22 protein-coding genes are annotated in these 22401 nt (G+C 62.2%); 5 read left to right on the forward strand and 17 right to left on the reverse strand.

All coding sequences use genetic code 11. The features are described from left to right. Positions 1 to 77: 77 nt before the first annotated feature. Positions 78 to 635, forward strand: coding sequence for an SH3 domain-containing protein (locus NKH89_RS08800; RefSeq protein ID WP_023719551.1), 558 nt, complete (start codon positions 78 to 80; stop codon positions 633 to 635). Positions 636 to 717: 82 nt separating this feature from the next. On the opposite strand, the gene NKH89_RS08805 is transcribed toward NKH89_RS08800, so the two are convergent. Then, on the reverse strand, positions 718 to 1077 hold the full coding sequence (locus NKH89_RS08805) for a DUF4260 domain-containing protein (protein WP_023719552.1): 360 nt from the start codon (positions 1075 to 1077) through the stop codon (positions 718 to 720). Positions 1078 to 1087: 10 nt separating this feature from the next. Beyond that, positions 1088 to 1519 carry an iron response transcriptional regulator IrrA gene (irrA, locus tag NKH89_RS08810; RefSeq protein WP_023676913.1) on the reverse strand — a complete coding sequence of 144 codons (432 nt, stop codon included), beginning with the start codon at positions 1517 to 1519 and terminating at the stop codon, positions 1088 to 1090. Between the two features lie 240 nt (positions 1520 to 1759). Here irrA and fabA point away from each other — a divergent pair, with 240 nt between their 5' ends. The 3 genes from fabA (at position 1760) to fabI (ending at position 4446) form a co-directional block, all read left to right on the forward strand. Further along, the gene (fabA, locus tag NKH89_RS08815; RefSeq protein WP_352856715.1) at positions 1760 to 2278 is read left to right on the forward strand and encodes a 3-hydroxyacyl-[acyl-carrier-protein] dehydratase FabA; all 519 of its coding nucleotides are present in this window, start codon (positions 1760 to 1762) and stop codon (positions 2276 to 2278) included. Positions 2279 to 2399: 121 nt separating this feature from the next. Next, the gene (gene fabB / locus NKH89_RS08820) at positions 2400 to 3620 is read left to right on the forward strand and encodes a beta-ketoacyl-ACP synthase I (RefSeq protein ID WP_352856717.1); all 1221 of its coding nucleotides are present in this window, start codon (positions 2400 to 2402) and stop codon (positions 3618 to 3620) included. A 13-nt stretch (positions 3621 to 3633) separates the two neighbouring features. Beyond that, positions 3634 to 4446, forward strand: coding sequence for an enoyl-ACP reductase FabI (gene fabI / locus NKH89_RS08825; protein ID WP_023719555.1), 813 nt, complete (start codon positions 3634 to 3636; stop codon positions 4444 to 4446). 36 nt (positions 4447 to 4482) lie between these two features. Here the strand turns inward: fabI and NKH89_RS08830 are convergent, their stop codons facing one another. The 10 genes from NKH89_RS08830 to rimP all read right to left on the reverse strand — a co-directional run bounded on the left by NKH89_RS08830 (position 4483) and on the right by rimP (position 16893). Further along, complete coding sequence (locus NKH89_RS08830) at positions 4483 to 5496, reverse strand: class I SAM-dependent methyltransferase (protein WP_352493775.1); 1014 nt, start codon at positions 5494 to 5496, stop codon at positions 4483 to 4485. A gap of 104 nt (positions 5497 to 5600) precedes the next feature. Continuing rightward, a complete protein-coding gene (pnp, locus tag NKH89_RS08835; RefSeq protein ID WP_023719557.1) occupies positions 5601 to 7748 on the reverse strand; it encodes a polyribonucleotide nucleotidyltransferase in 2148 nt (715 codons plus the stop codon). A gap of 409 nt (positions 7749 to 8157) precedes the next feature. Continuing rightward, a complete protein-coding gene (rpsO, locus tag NKH89_RS08840) occupies positions 8158 to 8469 on the reverse strand; it encodes a 30S ribosomal protein S15 (RefSeq protein ID WP_280940423.1) in 312 nt (103 codons plus the stop codon). A 140-nt stretch (positions 8470 to 8609) separates the two neighbouring features. Continuing rightward, on the reverse strand, positions 8610 to 9704 hold the full coding sequence (gene corA, locus NKH89_RS08845) for a magnesium/cobalt transporter CorA (protein ID WP_352908608.1): 1095 nt from the start codon (positions 9702 to 9704) through the stop codon (positions 8610 to 8612). 146 nt (positions 9705 to 9850) lie between these two features. After that, the gene (truB, locus tag NKH89_RS08850; protein ID WP_023719559.1) at positions 9851 to 10810 is read right to left on the reverse strand and encodes a tRNA pseudouridine(55) synthase TruB; all 960 of its coding nucleotides are present in this window, start codon (positions 10808 to 10810) and stop codon (positions 9851 to 9853) included. After that, positions 10810 to 11241 carry a 30S ribosome-binding factor RbfA gene (rbfA, locus tag NKH89_RS08855; protein WP_023719560.1) on the reverse strand — a complete coding sequence of 144 codons (432 nt, stop codon included), beginning with the start codon at positions 11239 to 11241 and terminating at the stop codon, positions 10810 to 10812. Before rbfA ends, truB begins: the two co-directional genes overlap by 1 nt. A gap of 124 nt (positions 11242 to 11365) precedes the next feature. Further along, positions 11366 to 13933 (reverse strand): translation initiation factor IF-2, encoded by a 2568-nt coding sequence (infB, locus tag NKH89_RS08860; RefSeq protein WP_352815762.1) that lies wholly within the window; start codon positions 13931 to 13933, stop codon positions 11366 to 11368. Then, positions 13930 to 14580, reverse strand: a complete 651-nt coding sequence (locus tag NKH89_RS08865; protein WP_023719562.1) for an RNA-binding protein — start codon at positions 14578 to 14580, stop codon at positions 13930 to 13932. The genes infB and NKH89_RS08865 overlap by 4 nt, the downstream gene beginning before the upstream one ends. 38 nt (positions 14581 to 14618) lie before the next feature. Next, positions 14619 to 16214 (reverse strand): transcription termination factor NusA, encoded by a 1596-nt coding sequence (nusA, locus tag NKH89_RS08870; protein ID WP_023719563.1) that lies wholly within the window; start codon positions 16212 to 16214, stop codon positions 14619 to 14621. 46 nt (positions 16215 to 16260) lie between these two features. Beyond that, complete coding sequence (gene rimP / locus NKH89_RS08875; protein WP_023719564.1) at positions 16261 to 16893, reverse strand: ribosome maturation factor RimP; 633 nt, start codon at positions 16891 to 16893, stop codon at positions 16261 to 16263. A gap of 283 nt (positions 16894 to 17176) precedes the next feature. On the opposite strand from rimP, the gene NKH89_RS08880 reads away from it, so the two are divergent. Further along, the gene (locus NKH89_RS08880; protein WP_023719565.1) at positions 17177 to 17341 is read left to right on the forward strand and encodes a hypothetical protein; all 165 of its coding nucleotides are present in this window, start codon (positions 17177 to 17179) and stop codon (positions 17339 to 17341) included. Between the two features lie 46 nt (positions 17342 to 17387). Here NKH89_RS08880 and trmB read toward each other — a convergent pair whose 3' ends face one another. The 5 genes from trmB to NKH89_RS08905 form a co-directional block, all read right to left on the reverse strand. Next, on the reverse strand, positions 17388 to 18089 hold the full coding sequence (gene trmB, locus NKH89_RS08885; RefSeq protein ID WP_352908609.1) for a tRNA (guanine(46)-N(7))-methyltransferase TrmB: 702 nt from the start codon (positions 18087 to 18089) through the stop codon (positions 17388 to 17390). 11 nt (positions 18090 to 18100) lie between these two features. Further along, positions 18101 to 19390 carry a methionine adenosyltransferase gene (metK, locus tag NKH89_RS08890; RefSeq protein WP_352908610.1) on the reverse strand — a complete coding sequence of 430 codons (1290 nt, stop codon included), beginning with the start codon at positions 19388 to 19390 and terminating at the stop codon, positions 18101 to 18103. A gap of 300 nt (positions 19391 to 19690) precedes the next feature. Continuing rightward, positions 19691 to 20110 (reverse strand): helix-turn-helix domain-containing protein, encoded by a 420-nt coding sequence (locus NKH89_RS08895; protein WP_352493770.1) that lies wholly within the window; start codon positions 20108 to 20110, stop codon positions 19691 to 19693. A 137-nt stretch (positions 20111 to 20247) separates the two neighbouring features. Continuing rightward, a complete protein-coding gene (gene lnt / locus NKH89_RS08900; protein WP_352884995.1) occupies positions 20248 to 21834 on the reverse strand; it encodes an apolipoprotein N-acyltransferase in 1587 nt (528 codons plus the stop codon). Positions 21835 to 21927: 93 nt separating this feature from the next. Then, positions 21928 to 22398 (reverse strand): VOC family protein, encoded by a 471-nt coding sequence (locus tag NKH89_RS08905; RefSeq protein WP_352884997.1) that lies wholly within the window; start codon positions 22396 to 22398, stop codon positions 21928 to 21930. Positions 22399 to 22401: the final 3 nt, after the last annotated feature.

Consider the following 22401-nt stretch of genomic DNA (forward strand, 5'->3'; position numbering starts at 1 on the left):
CATGTAACAAGTGGTTCCGCCGAAGACAAAGAAAAAGGGGCGCGAAGGCCGATGGGCCGGCGCCGAAAGGAACGAAAGTGTCTGGTTTCGCGTCGCTCCGCCTGACCCTCAGTGCAGCATTCCTCGGCGCTCTCATCCATAGCCCACTGGTGATGGCGCAAAGTGCCGCGGCCCCCGCCCAGAGCGTCACGCTCGGACCAAGCGGCTTGCCGCTGCCGCGCTTCGTCAGCCTGAAATCCGGCCGCGTCAACTCGCGCGTCGGGCCGGGCGTCAACTATTCCGTCGATTGGATGTACATGAAACCAGGCCTGCCGATGGAGATCATCCAGGAGTTCGATACATGGCGCCGCGTGCGCGATGCCGACGGCTCGGAAGGCTGGATCAATCAGTCGCTGCTTTCGGGCCGCCGCACGGCGATCGTCGCCCCCTGGCAGCGCGGCAAGGACGCCCGCATCAACCTCCTCGACGACCCGGCAAAAGATGCAAGCGTCATCGCGATCCTCGAACCGGGGGTGATGGGCACGATCAAGTCCTGCGATGGCCAATGGTGCGAAATGACCTTCGACGGCCATACCGGCTGGCTCGCCCAGTCGCTCGTCTGGGGCGCCTATCCCGGCGAAAAGGTCAAGAACTGACGCTTCCGAACCGGAGGTCAGGCCAGCGCTGCAAGCACCGGATCCGGCATTTTGTTTCGCTGTTCTTCAATTCGGGGATGATCTAGCCGCCGATGCGGCCGAGATGGGTATCCTGGAAACTGCTCGACAGCTTCAAGCCATAGCCCAGGGCGCGGTCGATGGCGATGTGGGCGATCCAGATCAGCGCAACGGATGTCGCCAATGCATTGTCAAAGACGCTGCCGAAAAGCGCCAGCAGAACGGGCAAGACCAGTATGTGCAAGGTGTTGTAGGCGACGGCCCCGACGCGCGGCCCGGCCATGTAACCCAGGATCGACAGGTCGGGCGCCAGGACGAGCACTGCAAATAGCCACCAGGAAGCACCGGCCATTGCATAGAAGACAAGAGCCGCCACCGCGACGGCGACCCATTCGAGCCGGAGCGTCAAATCCAGGAAATTCATAAGGCGCCGGTCAGTCGCAGCGTTTCGGACGCAGTCTCACCACGATATCGACATTGGCGATCTCCATGCCTTCCGGCGGTTCCGGCAGGTTGGAAACCGTCACCGGGCCGCTGTCGATATCGAAGATCCTGTTTTCGCCCTCGATATAGAAATGATGGTGATCGGAGGTGTTGGTGTCGAAATAGGTCTTCGATCCCTCGACGGCAAGGATGCGCAAAAGGCCAGCCTGGGTGAACTGGTGCAGAGCATTGTAGACGGTGGCCAGAGACACCGGCACGCCGGCGGCAAGCGCTTCCTCGTGCAGTTCCTCGGCCGAAAGGTGGCGGTCGCCCTTGGCGAAAAGCAGATCGGCCAGCGCGATACGCTGGCGTGTCGGCCTCAGACCGGCTTCGCGAACCCGCTTGTCCACAGCGACATTATCCTTCCGGCAACCCAGATCCATCTATCCGTCGCGCCCACAGTTCCGTCTCAGACACGTCCAAAATGGCAGAAATAGAGCATCTGCCGAAATTGGACGTGTCCTGACATATATTCTGTCGGCCGAATGCGATCAATAGCGCGCATTGACCCGGGCAGACGGGCAGGTTAAGCGCAAACGCCGGTTTCCGGCCTGAAACAGATTGTGTTAGGAAACCACCAGCATGGGCGCCTATCGCCCGGGACGATCACGGGGACGAGATTGATGGCGGGTTCGAAATCCAGCTACGGTTACGAGGAATTGCTTGCCTGCGCCCGCGGCGAGCTGTTCGGACCGGGAAATGCGCAACTGCCCTATCCGCCGATGCTGATGTTCGACCGCATCACCGAGATCAGCGAAACCGGCGGTGCGTTCGACAAGGGTTTCATCCGCGCAGAACTCGATATCAAGCCGGATTTGTGGTTTTTCGCCTGCCATTTCATCGGCAATCCGATCATGCCGGGATGCCTGGGCCTGGACGCCATGTGGCAGTTGACGGGTTTCTACCTTGGATGGCTCGGCGAACCAGGCAAGGGAATGGCGCTGTCGACAGGTGAGGTGAGATTCAAAGGCATGGTCACGCCTTCGGTCAAGAAGGTGGAGTATGGCGTCGACTTCAAGCGAGTGATGCGCGGTCGGCTTGTGCTTGGCATCGCCGATGGCTGGCTGAAGGCAGATGGCGAGCCCATATACGCGGCAACGGATCTGAAGGTCGGTCTGTCCAAGCAATCGGCCGCCGGCTGAGCGAAGACCAACGGTGCCACGTCTTGGACATCTAAAGGACGCTGTAGCACTTTAATTTGCGCATGGTTCCGTTCCGGAAACTTAATCAGGTTTCGGAGGTCCGTGCTGGAAGGAGTTGCGAATGAGACGGGTCGTAGTCACAGGTCTCGGCATCGTGTCGTCGATCGGCAACAATGCCAACGAGGTGCAGGCCTCCTTGCATGATGCCAGGTCCGGCATCAGCTTTTCCGACTCTTTCGCCGAGCATGGCTTCCGTTGCCGGGTGTGGGGAGCGCCGACGCTGGATCCGTCGGGAATGATCGACCGTCGCGCTATGCGCTTCCTGTCGCAAGGTGCTGCCTGGAACCATGTCGCGATGGACCAGGCGATCGCAGACGCCGGCCTCGACGAGACCGACATCACCAACGAGCGCACCGGCATCGTGATGGGCTCCGGCGGACCGTCGACCCGTGCAATCGTCGAAGCGGCCGAGACGACGATCAAGAACGGCAGTCCCAAGCGGATCGGTCCCTTCGCGGTGCCAAAGGCGATGTCGTCGACCGCTTCAGCGACGCTTGCCACTTGGTTCAAGATCCACGGCGTCAACTATTCGATCTCATCGGCCTGCTCGACGTCAGCGCATTGCATCGGCAATGGCTACGAGCTGATCCAGTGGGGGAAGCAGGACATCGTCTTCGCCGGCGGTCATGAGGATCTCGACTGGACGATGTCGGATCTGTTCGATGCCATGGGCGCCATGTCGTCCAAGTTCAACGACAGGGCATCAGTCGCCTCGCGCGCCTACGACGTCGATCGCGACGGTTTCGTCATTGCCGGCGGCGCCGGCGTGCTGATTCTTGAAGAGCTCGAGCATGCCAAGGCACGCGGCGCCAAGATCTATGCCGAGATCACCGGCTATGGCGCCACCTCCGACGGCTACGACATGGTGGCGCCGTCGGGCGAAGGCGCGGCTCGCTGCATGAAGCAGGCGCTCGCAACGGTGTCCTCGCCGGTCGACTACATCAATACGCACGGCACCTCGACGCCGGTTGGCGACTCCAAGGAAATGGGCGCCATCCGCGAGGTGTTCGGCGAGAAGATGCCTTTCATCACGTCGACCAAATCGCTGACCGGTCATTCGCTGGGTGCGGCCGGCGTGCAGGAATCGATCTACTCGATCCTGATGATGCAAGGCGGCTTTATCGGCGAGAGCGCCCACATTGACAACCTCGATCCGGAATTCGAAGGCATGCCGATCGTGCGCAAGCGCATCGACGAAGCCAGGATCGACACCGTTTTGTCCAATTCGTTCGGTTTCGGTGGCACCAACGCTACGCTGATTTTCCAGCGCTATTCCGCATAAGGATTTGCCGACCATGGACGGATTGATGAAGGGCAAGCGCGGGCTTGTCATGGGCGTCGCCAACGATCATTCGATCGCCTGGGGCATCGCCCGCAAACTGTCCGAACATGGCGCGGATCTCGCCTTCACCTATCAGGGTGAGGCCTTCGGGCGCCGCGTCAAGCCGCTCGCCGAGAAACTGGGCGCATCGCTGGTGGTGCCTTGCGACGTCGAGGACAGCGCATCGGTCGCCGCGACTTTCGAGACTTTGGGCAAGGCGTGGGGCGGGCTGGATTTCGTCGTCCATGCCATCGGCTTTTCCGACAAGAACGAGCTGAAAGGCCTCTACGCCGACACCAGCCGCGACAACTTCATCCGCACCATGGTGATCTCCTGCTACTCCTTCACCGAGGTCGCCCGTCACGCCGCCACGTTGATGAAGGATAGCGGTTCGATGATCACGCTGACCTATGCCGGTTCGGTCCGCGTCATGCCGAACTACAACGTCATGGGCGTCGCCAAGGCCGGGCTGGAGGCCAGCGTCCGCTATCTAGCCAACGACTACGGCCCGCGCGGCATCAGGGTGAACGGCATATCGGCTGGACCGGTGCGGACGCTTGCCGGCGCCGGGATTTCCGACGCACGCCACATGTTCTCCTACCAGCAGCGCAACTCGCCGCTACGCCGCACGGTGACAATCGACGAAGTCGGCGGCTCAGCGCTCTATCTGCTGTCCGATCTGTCCTCCGGCGTCACCGGCGAAATCCACTATGTCGATTCCGGCTATCACATCGTGTCCATGCCGACGCTTGACGAGTTGAAGCAAACCGACGGCGGGCGGGAATAGCGCGAGCGACGTGTCGCCGGCTTGCCCCGCAGCGTTTCAGCGTCGCGCCGAGAAGACCTTGAACATGCCGTCGCGGGCGAGCTCCGCATGGCTGGAGAAGGCGGCCGCCAGCACCGGTTCGTAGGGAAGCTGACGGTTCGCCACCATGAACAGCCGGCCGCCCGGCTTCAGCGCCTTGCCTGCCGCGCGGATCATGCCGGCACCGATTTCGGGCTCAGTCGCCCGGCTGCGGTGAAAGGGCGGGTTCATGGCGATCACATCGTAGCGGTGCTCGACCGGCTCGCTCAAAAGATCTATCCAGAAGAAACGTGGCTCCAGGCCTGTGTTGCCGACATTGACCTTCGCCGCCTCCAGCGCCTCGAAATCCGCTTCGTAAAGGTCAAGCGCCGATATGCCGGGTGAGCGGGCGGCGACTTCGGCGGCGACATAGCCCCAACCGGCACAGAAATCCGCAACGCTGCCACGCAGATCGTTGGGCAGATTTTCGACCAGCAGCTTCGATCCGGCATCGATCTTGTCGAACGAAAACATGCCTGGGGCCGTGCGGAAGCGGTCCTCGACCACCAAGTCCGGATTGGCGGCGCGAAGCGTTGCCGCGGCAACGGTATCGGCCGGCCGGCGAAACCAGAAGGCAATGCCGTGATGCTTCGGCAGGTGGCCTTCGGGCGGCACAAGGGCGCCGACATGCTTGCGCAGGCTGGCGATACCATCGTCCTTACCGCCGGCGACGACGATCAACCCGCCTGATGCCACGTGCTCGATCGCTTCTGCGACGCGCACCTCGTTTTGTCCGCGATGGCGGCCAGCGAGCACTAGCGCCGCGTCGAAAGCCTTGCCTTCCACTTGCGGCGTGACGGTGAAGCCGGACGCCTGCAAGGCGCGAAAATGCGGCCTGAAGCCTTGGACGAGATGAAGCTTGGCATCGAAGCCTTCGAGCAAGCGAAAGCCGGGCTCGGCACCGAGAAAAAGAATACGTTCATCCTTTCGCGGCAGGGAAACGGTCCCGGCCTCGAAAGGATGGAAAAGCGTCTTCAGCGGCTCGGCGGACATTCACCACTCTTGAACTGCAAGGCTGTTGTTGAAATGCAAACGGGCGCGACCTTCCGGCGCGCCCGCTTCGATTGCTTTATGCGTTCGACGGAACGCAACCCCGCTTAGGCGGCGTTTTCTTCGCCTTCGCTCTTCTTATCGCGGGCGATTTCCTTGCCGGTGGCCTGGTCGACGACCTTCATCGACAGGCGGACCTTGCCGCGCTCGTCGAAGCCCATCAGCTTGACCCAGACCTTGTCGCCTTCCTTGACCACATCGGAGGTCTTGGCGACGCGATCATTGGCGAGCTGCGAGATGTGGACGAGGCCGTCACGCGGACCGAAGAAGTTGACGAAAGCGCCGAAGTCGGCGGTCTTGACGACCGTGCCTTCGTAGATTTCACCGACTTCCGGCTCGGCGACGATGGTGTGGATCCACTTCTTCGCCGCCTCGATTTCCTTGGCGTTGGCCGAAGCGATCTTGACCGTGCCGTCATCCTCGATGTTGATCTTGGCGCCGGTCTTTTCGACGATCTCGCGGATGACCTTGCCGCCCGAGCCGATCACGTCGCGGATCTTGTCGGTCGGGATGTGCATGACCTCGATGCGCGGCGCGAACTCGCCGAGCTCGGCACGCGCGCCGGACAGCGCATGGGCCATTTCGCCGAGAATGTGCTGACGGCCATCCTTGGCCTGGTCGAGGGCGATCTTCATGATCTCTTCGGTGATGCCCTCGATCTTGATGTCCATCTGCAGCGAGGTGATGCCGTAGGCGGTGCCGGCAACCTTGAAATCCATGTCGCCGAGGTGGTCCTCGTCGCCGAGGATATCGGAGAGCACGGCGAAGCGCTCGCCTTCCTTGATCAGGCCCATCGCAATGCCGGCGACCGGCTTGGCCAGCGGCACACCGGCATCCATCAGCGCCAGCGAGGTGCCGCAGACGGTAGCCATCGAGGACGAGCCGTTGGACTCGGTGATCTCCGAAACGACGCGCAACGTATAGGGGAACTGGTCGGCGGTCGGCAGCATCGGCCGGATGGCGCGCCAGGCGAGCTTGCCGTGGCCGATTTCGCGGCGGCCGGGCGAACCCATACGGCCCGTTTCACCGACCGAATAGGGAGGGAAATTGTAGTGCAGGAGGAACTTCTCCTTGTACATGCCGGTCAGCGAATCGACATACTGCTCGTCCTCGCCGGTGCCGAGCGTGGCGACGACCAGCGCCTGGGTCTCGCCGCGAGTGAACAGCGCCGAGCCGTGTGTGCGCGGCAGGACGCCGACTTCCGAGACGATCTTGCGGACCGTCTTCAGGTCGCGGCCGTCGATGCGCGAGCCGGTGTCGAGGATGTTCCAGCGCACGACCTTGGCCTGGAGTTCCTTGAACACGGTGCCGATCTGTTCGGACGTGTATTTGGCCTCTTCGCCTTCTGCCGGCGCAAACGCGGCCTTGACCTTCGCCTTGACGGCGTCGACGGCGGCATAGCGCTTCTGCTTGTCGGTGATCTTGTAGGCATCGCGAAGCTCGCCTTCGACGATCTTGAGCATCTCGGCTTCAAGCGCGGAATAGTCCGGCGCGGTGAAATCGCGCGGGTCCTTGGCGGCGACTTCGGCCAGCTTGATGATCGCGTCGATCACCGGCTGGAAGCCCCTGTGGCCGAACATGACGGCGCCGAGCATCAGATCCTCGCCGAGTTCCTTGGCTTCGGACTCGACCATCAGCACGGCGTCGGCGGTGCCGGCGACGACCAGGTCGAGCTTCGATTCCTGCATCTCGTCGACATGCGGGTTGAGCACGTATTCGCCGTTAATGTAGCCAACGCGGGCGCCACCAACCGGGCCCATGAACGGCACGCCGGACAAGGTCAGTGCGGCGGAGGTGGCGACGATCGACAGGATGTCCGGATCATTTTCGAGATCGTGCTGGACGACGGTGACAACGATCTGGGTGTCGTTCTTGTAGCCTTCGGCGAAGAGCGGGCGGATCGGGCGGTCAATCAGGCGGGAAACCAGCGTTTCCTTCTCGCTCGGACGGCCTTCACGCTTGAAATAGCCACCCGGGATCTTGCCGGCGGCGTAAGTCTTTTCCTGGTAGTTGACCGTCAGGGGAAAGAAATCGAGGCCGGGCTTCGGCTCTTTCATCGAGACGACGGTGGCGAGAACCTTGGTTTCGCCATAGGTGGCCAGCACCGCGCCGTCAGCCTGACGTGCGATCTTGCCGGTTTCGAGAATGAGCGGACGGCCGCCCCATTCGATTTCCACTTTGTGGTAATTGAACATATCTTGTCCTTCGTATGCGGAAAGGGCCGCGCCGTTTCAGCGTGCGCGGATGCCCCTTTCCCTTGGCTTCCTTTCTCGGGCAGCCACGGGCAAGACAACGGGAAGCTCGGCTATTCGGCGCATTTGCCGCACGAGCGTCCTGCAATCCTGCCCCATGACCGTCCATGGGCGGTTTCGAGTGGCCCTCTGCTGTTTCGAAACCGGGTTGGCCAATCGATCCGACTGGCCTTGCGCGTGAACCCGAAAACCAGGTTTTCGGAAAGTATCCTGCGCAAATCTAAAACTTCAGAGCGTCCTTTGCGCATCCAAACCGGTGCGCGGCGCTCTGCTTTCTTCATTGGAGCCTTGGATGATCCGATGCTCCAATGCGCGACCGGCGGGCTCTCGAAAGAACCCGCCGGTCAATTCGTCAACGGCGCAGACCGAGCTTCTCGATCAGCGTCTGATAGCGCGCGTCGTCCTTGCGCTTGAGATAATCAAGCAGGCTGCGGCGCTGGGAAACGAGAGCGAGCAGGCCACGGCGGGAATGGTTATCCTTCTTGTGGTCCTTGAAATGATCGGTCAGGTTCTTGATGCGCTCGGAAAGGATGGCCACCTGGACTTCCGGAGACCCGGTATCGCCCTTGGCGGTTGCGAATTCGCCCATCAATTCCTTCTTGCGTTCGGCAGTAATCGACATCGTGTTTTTCCTTGTCTGTTTGAGGAAACGGGACGCCCTCAGCCGGGATGTCGTCCAGCAGGGGCCGGTGCAAGCAACGCGTCAAAGCGCGAAGCTGCGGCGCATATAGTGCAATTCCGACAAAAAGGCCAGCCCAATTCACAAGCCGGCTTTTTGCTGCATAAACGGGCACTTCCGCATGGTCAGAGCCATTTCTTCCATTTGAAGTATGCGTAGAGCCCGACCGCAACAATCGCCATGAAGACGAGCGACAGGGGATAGCCGTAATAGGCTTTCAGCTCCGGCATGTTCCAGGGCGAGGTGTCGGGGTCGAAATTCATACCCCATACGCCGACGAGAAAGGTGAGCGGCATGAAGATCACCGAGACGATGGTCAAATAGCTGATGACGTCGTTGGTGCGCGCCTGGCTGAGCGACAGGTGCATCTCGATCAGGCCGGTCAGCATATCGCGCTGGGTTTCGACCAGTTCGATCAATCGCAGCGAATGATCCAGCGTGTCGTTCAGGAATAATTTGGTTTCGGCCTTCACATAAGAGACGTCGTTGCGGATCATGGTCGCCAGCGCGTCGCGCATCGGCCAAAGCACGCGCTTCAGCACATTGGCGTCGCGCCGCAATTCGTGAAGCTGCCGCATCTGGTGCTTGTGCGCCTGGTTCAGCATCTGGTCCTCGATGCTGTCGACCAATTCGCCGGCAGCCTCGATCGGCGGGAAATAGCTGTCGACGATGGCGTCGATCAAAGCATAGGCGAGATAGTCGGCGCCGCGCGAGCGCAAGCGGTTGGGCACCGAGCTCGCGATCCGCTTGCGCACGGGATCGAACGGGTCGCCTTCGCGCTCCTGGAAGGTGACGACGAAGTTCTTGCCGAAGAAGACGGCGATCTGTTCGTAACGATGGGCGGTGACATCGTCGATCATCCTGACGACGACAAAGGCATGGTCCTCGAAGAAATCCACCTTGGGCCGCTGACCGGTGTTGACGACATCTTCCAGCGCCAGCGGATGCAGGTTGAAGATCCCGCCGATCTCCTCGATCAGCTGGATGTTGGCGAGGCCTGTGCAGTCGAGCCAGATGATCGGCCAATTGTGGCAATGGGTGTTGACGTCGTCGATGCTGGCATTGTCGATCGTCTTGAACTTCTCAGGCGAGATCAATGTCAGCCTGAGCTCGGAGCGGCGCGCCGCCGGGTCGGCGATCAGCGTGCCCGGCGAAGTCCCGACCGGTGGCCGCCGTGTTTTGAGCGCCGCTCGCTTGTTGACCGTGTCAGCCTTTGCCATGTGCCCCCTCGAGTGCAGCGTCGAACGGCACTACAGCACAGCGCATCCTTTCGGACGACAAACGACGCCGTAGCCCTGTTGATTTAGCGCATGATCCTTTCCCAAAATAGAATCCGGTTTGGAGATCATGCGCCGGGCGACAGCTGTTACCCGACAAAGACCCGCTTTGGCTTGAACATGCCTTGCTCGATGGCGCCGATGGCGACCAGCTTGCCGCGCGCGGTGGCGCAGGCCTCCTCAGCTTCTACCGGCGCGTCACGGCCGCGAATGATGACCGGATTGCCGAGGCGGATTTTGGTTGCCGCATCGTCGCTGATCGCAACCTGCGGCAAGCATTCGAGCGCCGCGGCGGTGTCGACCAGAAGTGCATCGATGGCACCGAAGTCGATCGGCGCGTCCGCTGCTTGCGAAGCGTCCTCGCTCTGTTCGCCGAAGCGGGCGGCCTCCAGCTCGGCCAAGGTGACGAAATCTCCCTGCGTGAACGGCTCGACCTCGACCCGCCGCAGCTCGGCGATGTGACCAAAACAGCCAAGGTCGCGCCCCATGTCGCGCGCCAGCGAGCGGACATAGGTGCCCTTGCCGCATTCGACCTCGAAGATGGTGCGATCGGCCATGTGCTCGACCAGGTCGAGCCGGCCGATCTCGACCTCGCGTGCCGGAATGTCGACCGTCTCGCCGTCGCGGGCAAGGTCGTAGGCGCGCTCGCCGGCGATCTTGATCGCTGAGAATTGCGGCGGTGTCTGCATGATCACGCCGGTATATTTCGAAAGCAGCGCCAGCACTTCGGATTCCGCCGGACGGAGGTCTGAGCTTTTGGTCGCCGCGCCTTCGAGGTCGTCGGTCGAACGCTCCTCGCCCCAGGCAACGGTGAAGCGGTAGACCTTGGCGCCGTCCTGGACGTAAGGCACGGTCTTGGTCGCCTCGCCAAGCGCGATCGGCAGCATGCCCGACGCCAGCGGGTCGAGCGTGCCGGCATGGCCGGCCTTTTCCGCCAGGAACAGCCATTTGATCTTGGAGACGGCTTCGGTCGAGCCCATGCCGACCGGCTTGTCCAGTACCAGCCAGCCCGAGATCGGCCGGCCCTTCTTCTTGCCGCGACGCGCCACTATTCGCTGTCCTTCCGGTCGTCTTTGTCTTTGTCTTTGTCGTCGGCGCTGAGATCGCGCGCCACTTCGGGCGAGTGCAGCAATTCGTTGATCTTCTGGAAATTATCGTAGCTGGTATCGAGCCGGAAGCGGAATTCCGGCATGTACTTCATCTGCCGCAGCGCGCCGGAGACGCGGCCGCGGACGAACTTGGCATGCTTGTTGAGCGCTTCGACCACCGCACCGGCATCCTTGGCGCCGAGCGGCGAGACGAAGGCGGTGGCGATCTTCAGATCGGGCGACATGCGCACTTCGGAGACCGAGACCACTGTGTTCTCGATCAGCGGATCGAGGATCTCGCCGCGCTGCAAGGTTTCGGATAGCGCATGGCGCACCTGCTCGCCGACGCGCAGCATGCGCTGGGATGGGCCTGACGGGGTCGAACGGGGCATTTTCCTCGGTCCTGAAATCGTGAAGCGCGGGATGGAACCGCGCCGCATGTCTCATATGGTTTGGGCGGCGGCCTTTCGACCACCGCCCGGTCTCAATAGATGCTCGAACTCAAGACGCTCGAACTCAGAGCGTCCTGGTTACCATCTCGACGCGGAAGCACTCGATGACGTCACCGACGCGCATGTCCTCGTAGTTCTGGAAGGCCATGCCGCATTCCTGACCGCCCGGAACTTCCGAAACCTCGTCCTTGAAGCGCTTCAGGGTCTTCAGCGTGCCTTCGTGGATGACGACGTTGTCGCGGATCAGGCGCACGCCCGCACCACGCTCGACCTTGCCTTCGGTGACACGGCAGCCGGCGATCTTGCCGACCTTGGTGATGTCGAAGATCTCGAGGATCTCGGCATTGCCGATGAAGGTCTCGCGACGCTCCGGTGATAGCAGGCCGGAGAGCGCCGCCTTAACGTCATCGACGAGATTGTAGATGATCGAATAGTAGCGGATCTCGATGCCTGCCGCAGCCGCGGCCGCACGCGCCTGCACATTGGCACGAACGTTGAAGCCGATGATCGCAGCCCCCGAGGTCTCCGCCAGCGACACGTCGCTTTCGGTGATGCCGCCGGCGCCCGCATGGACGATGCGGGCGCGCACCTCGTCGGTGCCGAGATTGTCGAGCGCCGCGTTGATCGCCTCGATCGAGCCCTGCACGTCGCCCTTGATGACCAGCGGGAATTCCTTCAATCCGCTGGTCTGCAATTGCGACATCATCTGTTCAAGCGAGCCGCGCTGGCCGGCATGCCTGGCCACCGCCTTCTCGCGCGCCAGACGTTGGCGATATTCGGTGATCTCGCGGGCGCGGGCTTCGTTGTTGACAACGGCGAAGCGGTCGCCGGCCAGCGGCGTACCTTGCAGACCGAGGACTTCCACCGGCATTGCCGGCGGCGCTTCCTTGACCTGATCGCCGCGATCGTTGACCAGCGCGCGCACCCGGCCCCACTCGTTGCCGGCGACGAGAATGTCGCCCGGCATCAGCGTGCCGGTCTGCACCAGCACGGTTGCGACTGGGCCGCGGCCCTTGTCGAGCTGGGCTTCGATGACAACGCCTTCGGCGGTGCGGTCCGGATTGGCCTTCAGGTCGAGGATTTCGGCCTGCAGCAGGATCGCTTCGAGCAACTTGTCGAGATTGATGCCCTTGGTCGCCGACACCTCGACATCCAGCACCTCGCCGCCCATGGATTCGACGAACACCTCATGGCGCAGCAGTTCCGAGCGCACCTTCTGCGGGTCGGCGTCGTGCTTGTCGATCTTGTTGATCGCCACGATGATCGGAACGCCGGCCGCCTTGGCGTGGTTGATCGATTCGATCGTCTGCGGCATCACGCTGTCGTCGGCCGCCACCACCAGGATGGCGATATCGGTCGCCTGGGCACCGCGGGCACGCATCGCCGTGAAGGCGGCGTGGCCGGGCGTGTCGATGAAGGTAATCTTGTTACCGTTCTTCTCGACCTGATAGGCGCCGATATGCTGCGTAATGCCACCGGCTTCGCCGGACACCACGTTGGCATTTCGGATGGCATCGAGCAACGAGGTCTTGCCGTGATCGACATGGCCCATGATGGTTACCACCGGCGGACGCGGCTGCAGGTCCTCGGGACGATCGGCGATGTTGAACAAGCCCTCTTCGATGTCGGACTCGGCGACGCGGCGGACCGTGTGGCCAAATTCGGTCGCGACGAGTTCGGCCGTGTCGGCGTCGATGACGTCGCCAGGCTTCAGGATCTGGCCCTGCTTCATGAAGAACTTGACCACGTCGACAGCGCGCTCGGACATGCGCTGCGCCAGCTCCTGGATGGTGATGGTTTCGGGCAGGATCACTTCACGCATGACTTTCTCGCGTGGCTCATTATGCAACGCGCGCTTGAATTTCTCCTGACGGCGGCGCATCGACGACAGCGAGCGGGCGCGCGCATCCTCGTCGGAAAGGGCCGAATTCAGCGTCAGCTTGCCGCGGCGGCGGTCTTCCTCGCCCTTGGTCGGTTTGGCCGGACGCGCCACTTCGGGCGTGACCAGACGGCGCACTGGTGCGCCGGCACCGGTCCGCTTCGGCTTGACCTCTTCCTCGTCATCGACTGTCGCCAGTTCGGCGGCCAGCGGCGCACGGCGGCGTGCCTCTTCCTCGGCACGGCGGCGGGATTCAGCCTCGGCTTGCAGCCGTGCCTCTTCCTCGGCCTGACGGCGAGCCGATTCCTCGCGCTCGCGGCGGCGGCGCTCCTCGTCCTCGCTGCGGCGCTTGGCCTCCTCGATGGCGCGTTGGCGATCCTCGACGTCACGGACCTTCGAGCCCTCGAGAGCCCGGCGGCGTGCTTCCATTTCCTGGCGCGACAACTCGTTCAGCACCATGCCGCCGCGTTCGACCGGCGGCGGAGGCGGCGGCGCCTTGGGGGCTTCCTGCACGGCAGGCGCTGCCGCGACCGGCTTCGGCGTGAAGACGGACACAGGCGCTGCCGCCGGCTCCGACTTGTCGCCGGGCAGCGAGAACTTGCGCTTCTTGGTCTCGACAACCACCGATTTGGTGCGGCCGTGCGAGAAGTTCTGGCGCACCGTGCCCTGTTCCATACCGGGGCGCTTCAGCGTCAAGGTCTTCTTCGGCGTAACACTCAGCGTCTTGTCGTCGCCCGATTTCGTATCGCTCATTCCATATCCTCTGCGGCATCATCTTCGTCAGCAACGGCCGCAAGCATTGCCAGATCGTCCGGGGAACCGCCCCGATATCGGTCGAGCGCAACCATGCGCTTCTGGACCGCCCTGCCCGCGTCTCCCGCGAGAACGGCAGCATGTATCACATTTGTACCCCCCAATGCCAAGCTCAACTCGGCCTCAGAGAAAAGTTTGTAAGCGCGGATCGCAGGCCCGCCGAGGTGGACGGTTGCCCGTCGCGCCTGGCTTATCTTGCGGACGCCATCGTCGGAAGCCTCGGTCGCGTGGAGCACGAAAAGTGCAAGTCCGCCGCGCACGGCGCTCTCGACCTTGGTCGCTCCGAGCGCTATGGCGCCCGCCTTGCGGGCCAGGCCAAGCATGCCCAGAGCGGACCTGGAAAGCAGCGCGTCGACCATGCCGCCAAGATCGGCTGGCACGGTCACCTGCGCCTTAAAAGCACGGGCAAACAGGTTTTTCGCCGCTGCCTTGTCTATATGTAGGCGGTCGGCGGTCACCCAGCAACCGCGGCCGGGCAGGTTTCTCTTGATGTCCGGAACGACGGCCGAATCCGGGCCGACGACGAAACGGATCAGCTCATCCGGTTCGGCTTGCCTGCGGGTGACGATGCAGGTGCGATCGTTCATCTCGTCCAAGGGCGGGTTCGGTGCGATGCGGTTTCACCTCACGCACCGACGGTTTCGTCAGCCGGCACGCCCTCGGCGGCAAGCTCGTCTTCGGTGATCCAGCCAGCCTTCAGGCGAGCGGCCAAGACCATTTGCTCGGCATCGGCGCGCGACACGCCGTGGTTGGCGAGCACACCCGGGAATACTTTCGTCTCGCCGTCCTTGCGTTCCTTCCAGCCGGTCAGGTCGTCGGCGGCGTAGCCGGCGAAATCCTCGATCGTCTTCACGCCGTCCTCGCCGAGCGTCACCATCATGGCGGTGGTGATGCCGGGAATCTCGCGCAGCTCGTCCTTAACGCCGAGCGCCTTGCGCTTCTCGTCATGCTCGGCTTCGATCTTCTCCAGATATTCGCGGGCGCGGGTCTGGATCTCCGAAGCCGTGTCCTCGTCGAAGCCGTCGATCGACGCGATTTCGCCGGAATCGACATACGCGACCTCCTCGACGCTGGTGAAGCCTTCGGAAGCGAGCACCTGGCCGACCATCTCGTCGACGTCGAGGGCTTCCATGAACAGCGACGACCGTTCAACGAATTCCTTCTGGCGCCGTTCGCTCTCTTCCTGCTCGGTCAGGATGTCGATATCCCAGCCGGTGAGCTGCGAGGCAAGACGGACGTTCTGGCCGCGGCGACCGATGGCCAGCGACAGCTGGTCGTCGGGGACGACGACCTCGATGCGCTCGGCATCCTCGTCGAGCACGACCTTGGCGACTTCCGCCGGCTGCAATGCATTGACGATGAAGGACGCGGCCGAGGGCGACCACGGAATGATGTCGATCTTCTCGCCCTGCAATTCGCCGACGACCGCCTGGACGCGGCTGCCGCGCATGCCGACGCAGGCACCGACCGGATCGATGGAGCTGTCACGGGAGATGACAGCGATCTTGGCGCGCGAACCCGGATCGCGGGCGACCGACTTGATCTCGATGATACCGTCGTAGATTTCCGGCACTTCCATGGTGAACAGTTTCGCCATGAACTGCGGATGGGTGCGCGACAGGAATATCTGCGGGCCGCGTTGTTCGCGGCGCACGTCATAGACGTAGGCGCGGACGCGATCGCCATATTTATAGTTTTCGCGCGGGATCAGCTCGTCCCGGCGGATAATCGCCTCGCCGCGGCCGAGATCGACGATGACGTTGCCGTATTCGACACGCTTGACGGTGCCGTTGACGATCTCGCCGATACGGTCCTTGTACTCGTCATATTGCCGGTCGCGCTCGGCCTCGCGCACCTTCTGCACGATGACCTGCTTGGCCGACTGGGCGGCGATGCGGCCGAAATCCATCGGCGGCAGCTGTTCGGCGATGAAATCGCCGAGCTGGGCGTCCGGATTGCGCTCGCGCGCCGAGGAAATGGCAATCTGCGTCGCGTAGTCGTCGACCTTCTCGACCACTTCCATCAGCCGCTGCAGCTTCATCTCGCCGGTATTCGGATTGATATCGGCCCGGATATTGGTTTCCTGGCCGTAGCGCGAGCGCGCGGCCTTCTGGATCGCATCGGCCATAGCGGCGATGACGATCGACTTGTCGATCGACTTTTCACGCGCGACCGCATCGGCGATCTGCAGCAGTTCAAGCCTGTTGGCGCTTACAACCATCTTCTTTCTCCCGAGCTTGTTGCCGACCTTACGGCCGGCAGCCCAATCACATTTCCTGTTCGGTTTCGTCTTCCGCACCCTCTGGTGCGTCTTCGGGTTCGCCGCGGCGTTTTCTGGCTTCCTTGCGCGCCCGGTTATCCTTCGACAGCGCATCGCGGATAAGATCATCGGTCAGAACCAGCCGCGCTTCGGCAATCGCATCGTAGGGAACACGCACCGTCGGCTCCTCGCCGTAAGCGGCCTTGTCGCGCTCGATCAGCACACCGTCCGCGTCGCTTTCGGCGATCTTGCCCTTGAAGCGCTTGCGGTCGGCGACGAGAACCGACGTTTCCATCTTCACCAGATGGCCGGTCCAGGCTGCAAAGTCCGATTTGCGGACCAGCGGCCTGTCGATGCCCGGCGACGACACTTCGAGATGATAAGCCTTCTCGATCGGATCATCGACATCGAGCGCCGGCGATACTGCCCGGCTGACCTCTTCACAATCCTCGACAGTCATCGTGCCGTCCTCGCGCTCGGCCATGATCTGCAGCGTCAGCCCGTTCTGGCCCGACAGATGCACACGTACCAAGCGGAAACCGATGGCGCGCAGTACCGGCTGAACGATCAGCGCGATGCGCGCATCGATGCCGCTTTCGCGGATGATGCGGTCGTCGCCTTCGCTTGCCGTCACTGTCATTCGGTCCCTGTCGTTCGATTCCTGCTTGGCCGGCAGGTAATAAAAAAGAGCGGGACCGGGTGGACCCACTCTTCGTCATACTGACCAAGAATTTGAAGCTGATATAGACGATCGTGGCCGTCGTTTCAAGCCCGTCGTGCATGACGGCAAGGCTCCGAGTCCGCAGCGCTGCGCCAAATGCATGGCGCCCATGCAGTAATCCTCCTTTGAGCACCGGCAACGCACGACTATCTATGTTGCATTGCACAATTGGAGCGCTCACTACGCTCGGAAGGATCCGATCATGAACAATCGTGGATTTTTTTCAGCCATAGGCGACTTTTTTAGCGTGTTTGGCAGCGCCGTAGCAGCGTCGCGTGCTGTGGAAAACGGTCGCAAGCCGCGTGCGAATGATCTGCGCAATCTGGGCATGGAGCCGGCAGCCTTCGATAAAATCCGCCGCTTCTAAGCCAAGTGAACAGGAGAGCCTTCGGCCGCTCAGCTCGGACTTCCTGCTATTTCCGCACAAAGGTGAGATAGGCGGGCCGTCGGCCCTCGCGAATGGCCTTGGCCTCATAGCGCGTCCCCGGCCAGCCATCATAGGGCCGACGCCAGTCGGCTGCTTCGTTTGCCTGCCACGTGAAGGCGCCATGCGCCCGGCAATGCAGCAGCGTCCAGTTCACATAGCTGTCGATGTCTGACGCAAAGTGGAACTTTCCGCCGTGGTTCAAGACGCGCGCGAAGCGGTCGAGATTGACCGGGCTGACGAAGCGCCGCTTCCAGTGCTTCTTCTTCGGCCACGGATCCGGGTAGAGAAGGTCGATGCCGTCAAGCGAAGCCTGCGGCAGCCAGTCAAGCAGGCGTGTGGCGTCGTCGTCATAGACGCGCAGATTAGCAAGCGGCCGCTCCCGGACCGCCATCATCATCTTGGCCATGCCGTTGACGAAAGGCTCGACGCCGATAAAGCCGGTCGCCTGGCTGGCCGTGGCACGGTGCAGAAGATGTTCGCCGCCGCCAAAACCGATTTCGAGCTGGACAGCGGAAACTTCGGCTTCGAAAAGGCTGCGCAGATCGGCTGGCGGTTCAACCGTCAGATCGAGCCTGTAGGCGGCGAAGCCGCTCTCCAGCGCCGCCGCCTGCTGCGGTCGGATGGTCTTGCCGCGCCGGCGACCGAAAAACGCCTCGGTCGCACGGCTTGGCCGGTCCTTCGGGTCCATAGGCGCCGTTGTTAGGCGGCGACTGCTTCGGCGACCGGTTCGGCGAGAGCGTCCTTGAGCGCCTTGGCGAGATCGGTCTTCTCCCAGGAGAAGGATCCGTCGCGGCCGGCCTTGCGGCCAAAATGGCCGTAGGACGACGTCTTGGCATAGATCGGCTTGTTGAGATCGAGGTGGCGGCGGATGCCGGACGGCGATAGGTCCATCACAGTGCGCAGTGCACGCTCGAGCTTTGCCTCGTCGACCTTGCCGGTGCCGTGGAGGTCGACGTAGATCGACAGCGGCTGGGCGACACCGATCGCATAGGAAAGCTGGATAGTGCAGCGATCGGCAAGCTTCGCGGCAACCACGTTCTTGGCGAGATAGCGCGCCGCATAGGCGGCCGAGCGGTCGACCTTGGTGGTGTCCTTGCCGGAGAAGGCGCCGCCGCCATGGGGCGCAGCCCCACCATAGGTGTCGACGATGATCTTGCGGCCGGTCAGGCCGGCGTCGCCGTCAGGTCCGCCGATGACGAACTTGCCAGTCGGGTTGATGTACCAATTGCAATTGTCGGCGATCTTCAGGTCGCCTAGTGCTTCGCGGATATAGGGCTCGACGACGTTGCGCACCTTCTTCGAATCCCACGTCTCATCGAGATGTTGGGTCGACAGCACGATCTGCGTCACTTCCGCCGCTTTGCCGTCGACATAGCGGACTGTCACCTGGCTCTTGGCATCCGGCCCGAGCCTGCCGGCATCACCGCTGCCCTCATGGCGCGCAGCGGCCAGCAATTCGAGGATCTTGTGGCTGTAATAGATCGGCGCCGGCATCAGGTCCGGCGTTTCGCGGCAGGCATAGCCAAACATGATGCCCTGATCGCCGGCTCCTTCCTCGCCTTGCCGGTCGGAAGCGTTGTCGACGCCTTGGCCGATATCCGGCGATTGGCCGTGCAGCAGGACCTCGATCTTGGCCGTCTTCCAGTGGAAGCCGGCCTGCTCGTAGCCGATTTCGCGGATTGCCTTGCGTGCGACCGACTTGAACTTGGCCGGGTTGACAATCGGATGGCCGGCCGCATCCTTCAGGATGTTGCCCTCCTTGTCCTTCTTGAGCAGCGTCTCGGGGACGCGCACTTCACCGGCGATGACAACGCGATTGGTCGTCGCGAGCGTCTCGCAGGCGACGCGGACTTTCCACGGGTCCATGCCGGTCTTTCTGGCCTCGCGGTAGACGAGATCGACAATCTCGTCGGAGATACGATCGCAGACCTTGTCGGGATGGCCCTCGGCAACGGATTCCGAGGTGAAGAAATAATTGTGCCGCGTCACGGGTGTCCCCTCTTGAAAAAATATCGGCAGGCCGCCGATTTTGGCGCGCCAGTTGTTAACGGTGCCGGGCGCCGCTCGTCAAGTCGTGCAGCCGTTCTAGCATGAATTTTGACGTTATTATCTTTGCGTCCAGAAGACGGCGGCAGGGCGCACTACCCTTATCTCTTGCACTCACAGGCTGAAGAGAACGGTTTCGTGGAAGCATGTCGAGCAAAATCGATCCGCGCGTCGGCGCATCTGCGGAATGCACATCCCACGGTGCACTCAGCCACGAGAAATTGCATGCCCGGCTACGGCCAGTCAATCGACCTCGTCGGCGGAGAGCGACTTCACAAGCTCGATGATCTTGCGACGCACTTTCACGTCGGCGATCTTGACGAAGGCGCGGTTCAGCTGGAGGCCTTCCGGGCTGCCGCAGAATTCGACGGCGGAGGTCATCGACGCATCCTCGGCAAATCCACGGTTGCCCACGGCCTCCTGACCGGGCGCATCCTCGAAAAAGAAGGCGACGGGAACGCCGAGTATCGAGGCGATTGCCTGCAAACGACTGGCGCCGACGCGATTGGTGCCTTTTTCGTACTTTTGGATCTGCTGGAACGTTATGCCGAGGTTTTCGCCCAGTTTTTCCTGACTCATTCCCAGCATATTGCGGCGAAGCCGGATGCGGCTTCCGACGTGGATGTCGATCGGATTCGGCTTTTTCTTGTTTTCTTCTGTCATTTTTTCCTCGCCGAATTTTTCCGGCTTTTTCTATTTTGCTGCCCAAACGACGCCGCGGCCCGTGCCCCAACAGAACGACCTTATCGACTTCGAGAATTTTCAGGCGCTTACAGTATGAGTTTCTAATGTGTCGGCTGTCAATTCGCCCGTAGCCTTTGCCTTACGTTCAAAATGCATGCCGCAACGGCAAGCAAAAACATGATCAGCATTCCGTTAATGCGTCGTTGGCCGGAGGAAACGATGGCTTGGTTGGAGATCGGCACACGCACATCGATGGCGCCGCGTGCGTCGATGGCCAGCGCGTCGACGATGCGTCCTTGCGGGTCGACAACGGCCGAAATGCCGTTATTGGCCGCGCGCAACAGGGGCACCCCATTCTCCACCGCCCGGATCTGCGCCTGCCTGAAGTGCTGGTACGGCCCTGGCGTGTCGCCGAACCAGGCGTCATTGGTGACGTTCACAATAAGCTCGGCTGACGTGGCGTCAACCGCGACCAGATCGGGAAAGATGACCTCATAGCAAATAAACGGCAGCGCCCGGATGCCGCCGGGCAGCGTGATCGGGTGCCGCTCATTGCCGGCCGCGAAGGTCATTGGGCCGGCGACAAGCTGCTCAAGCCCAAAGCGGCCGAGCAGATCGGCGAAAGGCAGGTATTCACCAAACGGTACCAGATGAACCTTGTCGACGGCATCGACGATTTCGCCCCTTTCGTCGATCGCCACGACCGAGTTGTAGTAACGGCTTCCGGTCGCCGAGCCGCCTTCCTCGCGAACGACGCCGGCGACCAGCATCTGGCCATCGCCGAGCATCTCTCCGATGGCAGGCAAGGCATCCGGACGTTCGGTGAACAGAAACGGCACGGAGGTCTCCGGCCACAGGATCAATTGCGGCCTGTCATGGCCGGGTTCCGGCGCTTTGGCCGAAAGCCCCATCATGGTGGCGAAGATGCGGTCACGCACCGAGGCATCCCATTTTTCCGTGAGGTCGACGGCAGGCTGCACGATACGGACGTCGAGGCTGCGGGCGCCCGGCTTTTCGGGGGCGGCGAGCCTTATATAGCCGAAGCCGGCATGGGCAACGACCAGAACGACAAGCAACGCCACGCCGAGGCGAAGATGCCGGCGCGCCGCAAGCAGGGCCGGCAGTGCAAAGACGAAGACTGCAAGCGCATTCATGCCGATCATGCCGGTCACCGACACGCTCTGCATCAGCAAAGGCACCGGCATCGCCGCATAGCCGACGGCATTCCAGGGAAAGCCGGTGAACAGGAAGCCGCGCAACCATTCCGCCAGCGCAAAGCCGAAGGCGAGCGCGGCGATGCGGCCGATGTCATTGCTCCACAACAGCCGGGCAACCACGGCGGCGAAGCCATAGAAGAAGGCCAGCGCGAGGGGGATGCCAACCACCGCGAACGGCAAGGCCCAGGCGAAGCTGTCGGCCTCGACCAGAAGCGCCGAGCCAACCCACCACAGACCGGCAAGAAAGTAGCCGAAACCGAACCACCAGCCGATGGCGAAAGCCGGCAGCAAGCGTCGCAGAAAACCGTCCGAGGCTTCGCCGGTCGCGCCATCGAGAAGCCACACCAGCAGCGGGAACGAAACGAAACAGACGGCGAAGAAATCGTAAGGCGCCTGAGCGAGAACCGCCAGCGCGCCGGCAAGAAACGCCACCAGCGCGCGCCGCCAGCCCCAAAGCAGAATTATCCGGCCGGCCTGGCGCTCCATCTATGCTTCCGAGTCGTGCGAATCAGGAAGCAAGATTTATCAGGCCGCGGCCTTGGCTCCAAACCGGATAAGAGCGAACAAGTCCGCTCATAGCTATCGATGCCAGCCTTCGATCTTCAGTCCGCCCAGCCGCTCAGCCTCGTCGCGTGGGACGGAGCGGACAGTCTGGGAAAAGGTCCAGACATGGCCTTCAGGATCGCGCGCCCTGTACTGCCGTTCACCGTAGAACTGGTCGGCAGGCTCCTCGACGATCTCGGCTCCCGCCGCCCTTGCACGATCACAGTGGGCATCTATCCCGTCCTTGAGGCGCGCATAGACCGACTGCGTGTTCTTGCCTGCAACTGAAGCCGGGCTGGCTATATGGTCGGCCCATTCGGAATCGATGATGATATAGCCGTCGCCGAACCGCATCTCGGAATGGACGAGCCTGCCATCGGTATCGCTGACCACCATGCTCGGCTCGAAGCCGAAAGCCTTTTCAAGCCATGTCAATGCGGCCCGCGGATCCTGGTAGAAGACGCCGGAGCCCAGTGTCGAGTGCTTGAACGGGTCCTCAATCGGCATCGG

The sequence above is a fragment of the Mesorhizobium sp. M0923 genome (assembly GCF_040319365.1).
Classification (GTDB): domain Bacteria; phylum Pseudomonadota; class Alphaproteobacteria; order Rhizobiales; family Rhizobiaceae; genus Mesorhizobium.

Coding starts and splice junctions, on each gene's coding strand:
- nusA (WP_023719563.1), bottom strand. CDS start 16,214: ATGGTTGTAAGCGCCAACAGGCTTGAACTGCTGCAGATCGCCGATGCG.
- lnt (WP_352884995.1), bottom strand. CDS start 21,834: ATGGAGCGCCAGGCCGGCCGGATAATTCTGCTTTGGGGCTGGCGGCGC.
- fabI (WP_023719555.1), top strand. CDS start 3,634: ATGGACGGATTGATGAAGGGCAAGCGCGGGCTTGTCATGGGCGTCGCC.
- fabA (WP_352856715.1), top strand. CDS start 1,760: ATGGCGGGTTCGAAATCCAGCTACGGTTACGAGGAATTGCTTGCCTGC.
- rbfA (WP_023719560.1), bottom strand. CDS start 11,241: ATGCCCCGTTCGACCCCGTCAGGCCCATCCCAGCGCATGCTGCGCGTC.
- fabB (WP_352856717.1), top strand. CDS start 2,400: ATGAGACGGGTCGTAGTCACAGGTCTCGGCATCGTGTCGTCGATCGGC.
- irrA (WP_023676913.1), bottom strand. CDS start 1,519: ATGGATCTGGGTTGCCGGAAGGATAATGTCGCTGTGGACAAGCGGGTT.
- NKH89_RS08880 (WP_023719565.1), top strand. CDS start 17,177: ATGAACAATCGTGGATTTTTTTCAGCCATAGGCGACTTTTTTAGCGTG.
- NKH89_RS08895 (WP_352493770.1), bottom strand. CDS start 20,110: ATGACAGAAGAAAACAAGAAAAAGCCGAATCCGATCGACATCCACGTC.
- pnp (WP_023719557.1), bottom strand. CDS start 7,748: ATGTTCAATTACCACAAAGTGGAAATCGAATGGGGCGGCCGTCCGCTC.
- infB (WP_352815762.1), bottom strand. CDS start 13,933: ATGAGCGATACGAAATCGGGCGACGACAAGACGCTGAGTGTTACGCCG.
- NKH89_RS08805 (WP_023719552.1), bottom strand. CDS start 1,077: ATGAATTTCCTGGATTTGACGCTCCGGCTCGAATGGGTCGCCGTCGCG.
- corA (WP_352908608.1), bottom strand. CDS start 9,704: ATGGCAAAGGCTGACACGGTCAACAAGCGAGCGGCGCTCAAAACACGG.
- NKH89_RS08865 (WP_023719562.1), bottom strand. CDS start 14,580: ATGAACGATCGCACCTGCATCGTCACCCGCAGGCAAGCCGAACCGGAT.
- NKH89_RS08830 (WP_352493775.1), bottom strand. CDS start 5,496: ATGTCCGCCGAGCCGCTGAAGACGCTTTTCCATCCTTTCGAGGCCGGG.
- trmB (WP_352908609.1), bottom strand. CDS start 18,089: ATGGACCCGAAGGACCGGCCAAGCCGTGCGACCGAGGCGTTTTTCGGT.
- NKH89_RS08905 (WP_352884997.1), bottom strand. CDS start 22,398: ATGCCGATTGAGGACCCGTTCAAGCACTCGACACTGGGCTCCGGCGTC.
- rimP (WP_023719564.1), bottom strand. CDS start 16,893: ATGACAGTGACGGCAAGCGAAGGCGACGACCGCATCATCCGCGAAAGC.